We start from the raw sequence: 9,094 nt of genomic DNA, 5'->3' as shown, positions 1-9,094 counted from the left end.
TTTTAATCGTTAATTAACCACAAAACCTGGTGGTCAATTTGCTCCGGAATCAGGTGGTCAGTTTGCTCCGGAACGGGTGGTCAATTTACTCCGGAATTAGGTGGTCAAATTGACCGGTTTTTCCAGTGAGGCAGTTTTTTGTTTATAGTTGTGACATGAATTCAGAAAAAGCATTTTTCTATTTAAAATATTTAGAAAATTAGAGTTTTAAGATTAATTGATTAACATTGGAGATAAGAACAAATTATACGTATTTATTTAATTTTCCAGCTGACACAAGAACCCTATATTGTTTTAGTTAAAACACAACATAATTTATTTTGTCAATACCTGTATTTCCCGTTTTAGAATCATAAGCGTAAACAGTTATTTGATAATTTCCGGGTTGTGAAATCAAAAAAACTCCTTCCAGTAAATTAGTTGAAACCAACTTTAAATTAATTTCATCGATAAGTTTTTCATCTTTAGTAATAATTGCTTTTGTTTCGATTTTATCTGAATCCCAAATACCACCTTTTTCAATGACACAGCCGCACATCATGACAATATTGGCCTGTATTTGAAAAGGTTTGTCGTTTATTGATTTTAAAGCGATATACTGATGAGTCTTGGGGTTTAAAATATCAATAATAAATCCGGGAATCTCTAAAATGACTCCATCACCTAAAATGTCTTTGCCCGGAATTAACCAAATTTCAGTACTGGCCACGGTTTGTGCCTGTTTATTATTGTAAGGAGAATATACTTGAATACTCACAAATGTGGGTTCATCAATATCAATAACAGCCATGAATTTTGCTGTTGCGTTGTCTGTAATCACAGCATTTCTTTCTTTTGGAAACTTCATGATTAAATCGGTGTTTCCTGTGCTTCCGCTTGTTTTTCCTTCTGCCAGTATAGCGTTATTGGTTTTATTTCTTATAATCACGTAAGCACCGCCCAAAGAACTGCCAATAAATTTCGCATCCTTTGCTTTAGCTCTGACAATAATTTTAGTTTCTTTCGCGTACCCTGAAAAGAAAAACACTGATAATATAATGATTAGTATAGGTTTCATCTTTTGTCTTTTTAAAGTTGTTTGGAATATTCTTGTTTAAATCTGTAGTAAAATGTGGTTTTATCTAAAGCTTCATCGATGTTGTCCAAGTGTTTAAAAATACCCAGATCATTGTCCAAAATATTTAAGATTGTAGCCTCACAACTATTCCATATAAGTTCAAATGAAGGAAGGGAATTAATTGATTTTTCAGATAGGGAAACCATTTGTTTTCTTTTGTCTTGCAGATCTTTTTCTACTATTAAATAATCTTTTGAACTCATATTTTTTACGGTCATAACCAAAGTGGGGTGAGAGTATCCCAGACTATCCGCTATTTCAGCAATGGATAACCTTCCTTTATCTCTTAAAAGCATAAAAATCAGATACCAATGCGGTTCAATTTCAATGTTATTTTCTTTGTAGAATTTTTTTACACTATAAGATATTTTATCGCTGATTCTTTTCATTCTCGAATCTAGTGCTTTGTATCCTAAATCTTTTAAAAAATCTGAACTCATCTTTTTTTAGTATTTTATGCTAAAGTAATTAAAAATATATTTATAACTATATAGTTGACTATGTATTTTTGAAAATTAAATAAGAAAAATACAATTGATAGTTAAAAACGGTATTTGTTAAGGAAGTTTTCCTGCGTACTCAAACCTAAATTCAACTGTTTTGTATAAATAAAGTAAAGCCTGGTATAAAGTATTTGCATTTTATAGCAATGAAATCTTCTCTTGTTATAGATTATGTGTCTAATTATCTTTTAATAATCTGTATTATATTAACCTTAAATTGGTATATGTTATCTGATTAAAGGTGAAATAGTATTATGATAGAATAAACTTCTATTTTTAATAAAATTTCAACACCATACATGAAACCAATACAACTTATTTCAGATCATTTCATTGAAGAAAAATGTAATTTTAAAGAACTTATAGAAAGACTTCGGGCCGGGTTTTCGACCTCGGCGATCAAAGTGCCTATGCGCCATCATCATGATTATTCTAATCCGGAAGAAGGCAAAGATTCGACACTGTTGCTTATGCCGGCGTTTCAGGCAGGTAAAGATTTAGGAGTAAAAATAGTTACGGTAAGTCCGAATAACGGTAACTATGATCTGCCTTCCATTCAGGGAACTTATATTTATTTAGACGGGCACAAAGGAAATATAAAGGCAATTCTTGATGCAAAATCACTAACTGCTAAGCGTACTGCAGCAACGTCTGCTTTGGCTAGTAGTTATCTTTCGCAAAAAGATGCCTCGTCTATGCTAATGATTGGCACAGGAGCATTGGCTATTAATTTAATTCAGGCACATGCAAGCGTAAGGCCTATAAAAGAGGTTTATGTTTGGGGACGAACTATAGAAAAAGCACAATTGGTTTGTGATGCACTGCAGAATTCTTCGTTTAGCTGCAAACCAGTTTCAACTATTGAAGAAGTTATTTCTCAGGTTGCTATTATTTCCTCGGCAACGTTATCACCTGTTCCGCTTGTTTTTGGGAAATGGCTGAAAGAAGGACAGCATTTGGATCTTGTTGGGGCGTATAAAAAAGATATGCGGGAGGCAGATGATGAAGCAGTTTTAAAATCAAGCCTGTTTCTTGATACGTATCAGGGCGGGCTAAAGGAAAGCGGCGATATTTTGATTCCGCTCACCAATGGAATTATTACAAAAGAAACTATTAAAGCAGATTTGTTTGAACTGTGCAGCAATACAAAATCAGGCAGAACTTCTGATACCGAAATCACCTACTTTAAATCCGTTGGACATGCTTTAGAAGACCTTGTTGCAGCGGGATATTTTTATGAAGCGTATAATTTAAAAACACAAAAAAATGTCTGATACCTACCAAAATATTTGTAACAATACGACTTATAAAGCAGACGATACTGTACTGCAGATTAAAACAATTGATATGCATACAGGCGGGGAGCCTTTGCGTGTAATTGTTTCCGGTTTTCCAAAACTTCAAGGAAATACTGTTTTAGAATACCGAAGAGATATAAAAGAAAACTACGATTATTTAAGAACAGCATTGATGTTTGAGCCTCGCGGTCATGCTGATATGTACGGTTGTATTTTGCTACCGCCAAATGATGAGGATGCAGATTTTGGTATTTTGTTTATGCACAATGAAGGATACAGCAGTATGTGTGGACATGCTATTATTGCGATAAGCACACTGGCGGCAAAAATGAATTGGATAACCGTAAAAGAAGGTGAGAATGAATTGAAAATAGACGCTCCCTGTGGCCGAATTTTTTCGTTTGTTACCGTGTTAAAGGGCGAGGTAACAGGAGTAAGGTTTCATTGTGTACCAAGTTTTGCTGTAGGTTTAGATCGTATTGTAAATGTTCCGGGTATTGGCGACGTTGTTTATGATTTGGCTTATGGCGGTGCTTTTTATGCTTATGTTGATTTGAGAAAAAATACGCATTTGAATTTTGGATTAACCGAGGAAAATTACCGCGCCATTATTCAAAATGGAGTTGCTATAAAACATGCCGTAATGAATCATGATACCGAAATTCATCATCCGTTTGAAAAGGATCTGAGTTTTTTATACGGAACTATTTTTATCGATGAACCACTGAATAGCGCTAATCACAGTCGAAATGTTTGTGTTTTTGCTGATGGAGAAGTCGATCGTTCTCCAACAGGTTCAGGTGTTTCGGGAAGAATTGCGATTGAAAAAGCGAGAAACGCCATAAATTTAAAAGAGTTTATTACGATAGAAAGTATAACAGGAAGTACGTTTACAGGATCACTTGTCAGGGAAGAAAAATTTGGCCCCTTCAAGGCTGTAATTCCCCAGGTTGAAGGAACAGCTTTTGTAACAGGAGTAAATACGTTTTTAATAGATCCAAAAGATCCTATGAAGAATGGCTTTATACTGAGATAATGAATTGATTTAGAATAAAAGAAAGTCCTGAAGTATTTCAGGACTTTTTTATTTGGAAAAAACAGGATTCGAACCTCAAGCCTGAAACCCTCATATTTCCTGCATTCCTTTTTTAAATTTCTACTTAATACGCTACGATTTTGTCACGAAACTCAAGTGATCAATTTCGGAGAATGCCCTTTTCTTTTTAAGGTGTAATAAAAAAAGGCAGCAAAAAAAGTTCTAAAATATTGGACACATAATTTAGCTGGATAGAGAGGATCGGGGATGTGTAACCACTTATTACATTATACCACCCACTTATTACAATTTATCTATAATGATTCTCACTTGTAATTATATTTATTCCAAAAAAATTACAAAATTACAAGAAGCAGAAGCCATCGCGAGGTACCAAAATGACTCAGGATCGGCGCAAAATCTATGGAATAGTAAACAAAAGAGTATTCCGATTGGAATAAAGAAAGGAAACGGCATTTATCTCTAATAAAAAGTAATGCTGTAACAAATAAATAGAACCATCGTCTGATGTGTTTATTATCAACTAATTAAAAGACCAATACAAAATGGAATTAATCATTAAAAACCTGGACAAAAAGTACAGTAATGGCGTGCATGCATTGAACGATGTTTCGCTTCATATTAAAAAAGGAATGTTTGGGTTACTTGGACCAAACGGTGCCGGAAAATCTTCTTTGATGAGAACACTTGCGACTTTGCAGGATGTCGACAGTGGTTCAGTAACCCTTGGAGATATTGACGTTTTGAACAACAAAGAAGCGGTTCGTAAAGTTTTGGGTTATTTGCCACAAGAATTTGGCGTATATCCGAGAACGTCAGCAGTAGAACTTTTGGATCATTTAGCTCTGCTGAAAGGATTTGATAAAAAATCAGACCGTAAACAAATCATAGAACAATTACTAGTTAAAGTCAATCTTTGGGAACATCGAAAAAATGCTGTGGGCAGTTACAGTGGAGGGATGCGCCAGCGTTTTGGAATTGCACAATGTTTAATCGGAAACCCGCAATTGGTTATTGTAGATGAACCGACTGCAGGATTGGATCCTGGTGAAAGAAATCGTTTTTATAATATTTTGAGTGAAATAGGAGAGAACACCGTGGTTATCCTTTCCACTCATATTGTTCAGGATGTTCGTGAGCTTTGTACAGAAATGGCGATTATGAACCAGGGGAAAGTGTTGTTTAGCGGTAATACTGATGATGCTTTACTGCAAGTGAAAAGTAAAGTTTGGGAGAAAAAAGTAACCAAACTGGAATTGCCTGAATATCAAAAAGACTATAAAGTAATCTCGAATAAATTAGTGGGTGGACAACCTTTGATTCACGTTTTTTCGAATACTCATTTGAATAACGGATTCATTCCGGCTGAGGAAAATCTCGAAGATGTGTTTTTTGCGAAATTAAACGAATTAGTTTAAGAAAAAAGAGACTGAACTGCTAAGGTTTTAGAAACTTATAGTGATAAAACCTCGGTATTAAATACGTCAATCTCTTAGCTCTTTTTAAATAAAAAATTATGTGGAAATTTATACGATACGAATTAAAATATTGGTTGCAGACACCAATGATATGGATCTTTTTATTCATTAATACCCTGATCGTTTTTTTTGCGGTTGGATCTGAGCAGGTTACCGTTGGCCAAAGCATCGGTAACATAAACAAAAACGCACCTTTTGTAGTAGAACAATTCTATGGCATACTTTCGGTGATTTGTTTACTGATGACTACAGCCTTTATGAATGCTACGGCCAACCGTGATTTTCAAAGTGGAATGTATCAGTTTATATTCTCCTCCCCAATCAAAAAAAGGGACTATTATTTCGGAAAATTCATTGGAGCAGCGATCGTTTCAGTAATTCCTTTACTTGGAATTTCTTTAGGTGCCCTGATAGTTCCGGTATTAGCGCCCATTTTTGATATGTGTCCCGCGGAAAGATTTGGCGAAATCATTTGGTCCGGACACCTACAGGGACTATTGGTTTTTGGGATTCCAAATGTGATTATCTCAGGGGTATTACTATTTGCTTTAGCGATTATTTTCAGAAGTAATATAGTGTCTTTCATAGGAGCTATGCTTATTTTGGTATTCTATGCTGTCTCCTCCGGATTTACCAAAGATATTCAGAAAGAATGGCTAGCCAATTTGCTTGATCCTTTTGGACTTCGTCCTTTTAAGATTATGACCAAATATGCCACTGTTGCTGAAAAAAATCTAAGTGCAGTCTCCTTACATGGCGATTTATTGACCAATCGTTTGATTTGGATAGGAATTAGTTTGGTTATTTTAGTGGCAGTTTATTTTAAATTTTCTTTTAATGCTAAAAAAGAAAAGAGTAAAGAGACTAAAAAATCAAAAGTAGTTGAAGCTCCGGTCGTTGTTTCAAACAGAGTATTCGAAACAACAAAAGCCAATGTCTTTTCGATAAGTACTTTTTGGAGTTTAGTGAAATTTGAAACTAAATCCATCATCAAAAACCCAACCTTTATTATTATTGTTGCCATTGGAATGATTAATCTGATTGCAAGTCTTACGAGTTTTACAGGTCGCTACGGAACTGCTCAGTATCCTGTAACTTATGATGTAATCGATACTATAAAAGGGGCTTTTAGCATTTTTATGATTGGATTTATTACTTTTTATACTGGTGTTTTAGTTTGGAAAGAACGTGATGCCAAAATCAATGAAATTCAAGATGCTACACCTATCAAAACGGGTGTTTTATTCTCCTCTAAATTGGTGGCCCTCATTATTGCTTTAGCCATTGTTTTTGCTTTAACGATAATCGTGGGGATTGTGTCACAAACAGCTTATGGATATTACAATTACAAATTGGATGTTTATCTAAAATCAATAATGGTAGTGTCATTGTTGGGCTATTCTTTTATGGCGGTGATTTCCTTGTTATTTCATTATTTAATCAACAACCGATATATTGCCTATTTTGCTTTCGTCACTTTAGTTATCGTAAATAGTTTCATTTGGGGAGTACTCGAAATCAATAGCAATATGTTGAATTTTGGCAACATACCAGCCATTACTTACTCGGACATGAATGGGTTTGGTCCTTTTGTTTCCTCTACCATTTGGTTTAATGTATACTGGACGTTGTTTTGTTTGATCTTGTGTTTTGTCATTAACGCATTTTACATTCGTGGTAAAGAACAGCAATTTAAATACAGATGGGTAAATGCTAAAAAACAATTTGCAGAAAATAAGATTTCTATAGCCATCACCTTAGTTGCATTTGCACTTTGCAGTAGTTTTGTTTATTATAATACCAAAGTCTTAAACACTTACGATTCTTCAAAAGAGCAAGAGAACAAGCAGGTGGATTATGAGAAAAAGTATAAAAAATTCGAAAATTTAGTACAGCCACGTTTTTATAAATTCAATTATACTATTGATCTTGTGCCCGAAGAACGAAATATGACGGCAAAGATAGAAGCCTGGGCAAAAAACAAATCTAATGTAGCGATAAAAGAACTCCATTTTACGATGCCGGAACTATCTGATAGTTTAAAAATGAATATTGCCGGAGCAAAATTGAAATTAAATGATTCCCGCTTAAATTATCAGATTTATCAATTAAACAAACCTTTATTGCCGAATGATTCCATCAAAATTAATATCGATTTATGGAAATTGACAAAAGGATTCGAAAACGAAGTTAGTTTTACACAACTGACCCAAAACGGGACCTTCTTCAATAATTCAGATATTTTACCATCTTTGGGATACAATAATGGCATGGAGATTTCAGATAAAAACAAACGAATCAAACTGAAATTACCAAAGAGAGAGCGAATGCCAAAATTGGACGAGAGTAATCTTTCGGCCAGGGCCAATTCGTACCTTGGAAATGATTCGGACTGGGTTGAGGTGAATACTACGATAAGCACATCGCCAGATCAAACGGCTATTGCTCCGGGATCATTGCTGAAAACCTGGGAAGCAAATGGAAGAAAGTATTTCAATTACAAATTGGATCAAAAATCATTGAATTTTTATTCTTTTGTTTCTGGAAAATATGAGATAGCCCGTAAAAAATGGAATGGCATAGATCTGGAAGTTTATTACGACAAAGAACACGCCTATAATGTTCCGAATATGCTAAAAAGTATGCAGAAATCATTGGAATATTATACTAAAAACTTCGGGCCCTATTACCATAAACAATGCAGAATTATTGAGTTTCCAAGATATCAAAGTTTTGCACAGGCTTTCCCGGGCACTATGCCTTTTAGCGAAGGTATCGGTTTTATTACTGATTTACGTGATGTAAAGAAAGATGATATTGACCAGGTTTATTATGTTACAGCGCACGAGATGGCACATCAGTACTGGGCACATCAGGTTTGTGGTGCCAATATGCAGGGAAGTGAAATGTTTAGTGAAGGTTTTGCCCAATATTCTGCTTTGATGGTCATGGAAAAAGAATATGGAAAGGACAAAATGAAAAAATTCCTGAAATATGAAATGGATGGTTATTTAAGAGGCCGTAGTTCTGAGCTTGAAGGAGAGCAGTCTTTAATGAAAACCGAGCACCAACAGTACATTCACTATCAAAAAGCAAGTGTAGTCATGTATTATTTAAAAGAAATGATTGGGGAGAAAAAGGTAAATCAGGCTTTGAAAAATTTGGTTGACACCTATGCGTATAAAAACCCGCCATTTCCAACTTCGATAGGCGTAGTAAATGAATTACGAAAAGTAACTCCGGATAGTTTGCAGTATTTGATTTCTGATATGTTTGAAAACATTACATTATTTTCGAACCGAATGCTGGAAGCCAAATACAAAAAAGTAGGTTCTCAGTATGAAATCACTTTAAAAACGACTTCCGAAAAATTCAGATCGGATGCATTAGGAAAAGAAACTCAAATTCCTGTTGCGGACTATATCGATATTGCCGTTTTTGCAGAACCAAAAGACGGTTCAGGTTTGGGTAAGGTTTTGGTTTACAAAAGACTGAAAATAACAAAAAAGAACAATGTTTATGTTTTCAAGACTAAAGAAAAACCTTTTGAAGCAGGTATCGATCCCTACAACTATTTGATTGATAGAGTTCCGGACGACAATTTGAAGAAAGCAGAAGATTAATTCTTTAGCTGCATTTCC

General features: G+C 34.7%; 6 protein-coding genes. 4 read left to right on the top strand and 2 right to left on the bottom strand.

Annotated features, from left to right (window positions below; translation table 11 throughout):
- Positions 1 to 298: 298 nt before the first annotated feature.
- On the bottom strand, positions 299 to 1,057 hold the full coding sequence (locus ACN1CN_RS19845; RefSeq protein ID WP_419137074.1) for a hypothetical protein: 759 nt from the start codon (positions 1,055 to 1,057) through the stop codon (positions 299 to 301).
- A gap of 11 nt (positions 1,058 to 1,068) precedes the next feature.
- Positions 1,069 to 1,557: a MarR family winged helix-turn-helix transcriptional regulator gene (locus ACN1CN_RS19840; protein WP_419137072.1), complete on the bottom strand. Its 489-nt coding sequence runs from the start codon at positions 1,555 to 1,557 to the stop codon at positions 1,069 to 1,071.
- Between the two features lie 362 nt (positions 1,558 to 1,919).
- On the opposite strand from ACN1CN_RS19840, the gene ACN1CN_RS19835 reads away from it, so the two are divergent.
- From ACN1CN_RS19835 to ACN1CN_RS19820, 4 genes are all read left to right on the top strand, one after another.
- Positions 1,920 to 2,894, top strand: a complete 975-nt coding sequence (locus ACN1CN_RS19835; RefSeq protein ID WP_419137071.1) for an ornithine cyclodeaminase family protein — start codon at positions 1,920 to 1,922, stop codon at positions 2,892 to 2,894.
- On the top strand, positions 2,887 to 3,954 hold the full coding sequence (locus ACN1CN_RS19830; protein ID WP_419137070.1) for a proline racemase family protein: 1,068 nt from the start codon (positions 2,887 to 2,889) through the stop codon (positions 3,952 to 3,954). Before ACN1CN_RS19835 ends, ACN1CN_RS19830 begins: the two co-directional genes overlap by 8 nt.
- Positions 3,955 to 4,520: 566 nt before the next feature.
- On the top strand, positions 4,521 to 5,393 hold the full coding sequence (locus ACN1CN_RS19825; RefSeq protein ID WP_264524443.1) for an ABC transporter ATP-binding protein: 873 nt from the start codon (positions 4,521 to 4,523) through the stop codon (positions 5,391 to 5,393).
- 98 nt (positions 5,394 to 5,491) lie between these two features.
- Complete coding sequence (locus ACN1CN_RS19820; protein WP_419137068.1) at positions 5,492 to 9,076, top strand: M1 family aminopeptidase; 3,585 nt, start codon at positions 5,492 to 5,494, stop codon at positions 9,074 to 9,076.
- Positions 9,077 to 9,094: the final 18 nt, after the last annotated feature.

The organism is Flavobacterium sp. T12S277 (assembly GCF_048514875.1).
Classification (GTDB): Bacteria; Bacteroidota; Bacteroidia; order Flavobacteriales; family Flavobacteriaceae; genus Flavobacterium.
The sequence above is the reverse complement of the archived record's forward strand: the minus strand, read 5'-3'. Positions and strand labels throughout refer to the sequence as shown.

What these genes read in the sequence shown, in the direction of transcription:
- ACN1CN_RS19845 (WP_419137074.1), bottom strand. Translation starts at nt 1,057, where the DNA reads ATGAAACCTATACTAATCATTATATTATCAGTGTTTTTCTTTTCAGGG.
- ACN1CN_RS19840 (WP_419137072.1), bottom strand. Translation starts at nt 1,557, where the DNA reads ATGAGTTCAGATTTTTTAAAAGATTTAGGATACAAAGCACTAGATTCG.
- ACN1CN_RS19835 (WP_419137071.1), top strand. Translation starts at nt 1,920, where the DNA reads ATGAAACCAATACAACTTATTTCAGATCATTTCATTGAAGAAAAATGT.
- ACN1CN_RS19830 (WP_419137070.1), top strand. Translation starts at nt 2,887, where the DNA reads ATGTCTGATACCTACCAAAATATTTGTAACAATACGACTTATAAAGCA.
- ACN1CN_RS19825 (WP_264524443.1), top strand. Translation starts at nt 4,521, where the DNA reads ATGGAATTAATCATTAAAAACCTGGACAAAAAGTACAGTAATGGCGTG.
- ACN1CN_RS19820 (WP_419137068.1), top strand. Translation starts at nt 5,492, where the DNA reads ATGTGGAAATTTATACGATACGAATTAAAATATTGGTTGCAGACACCA.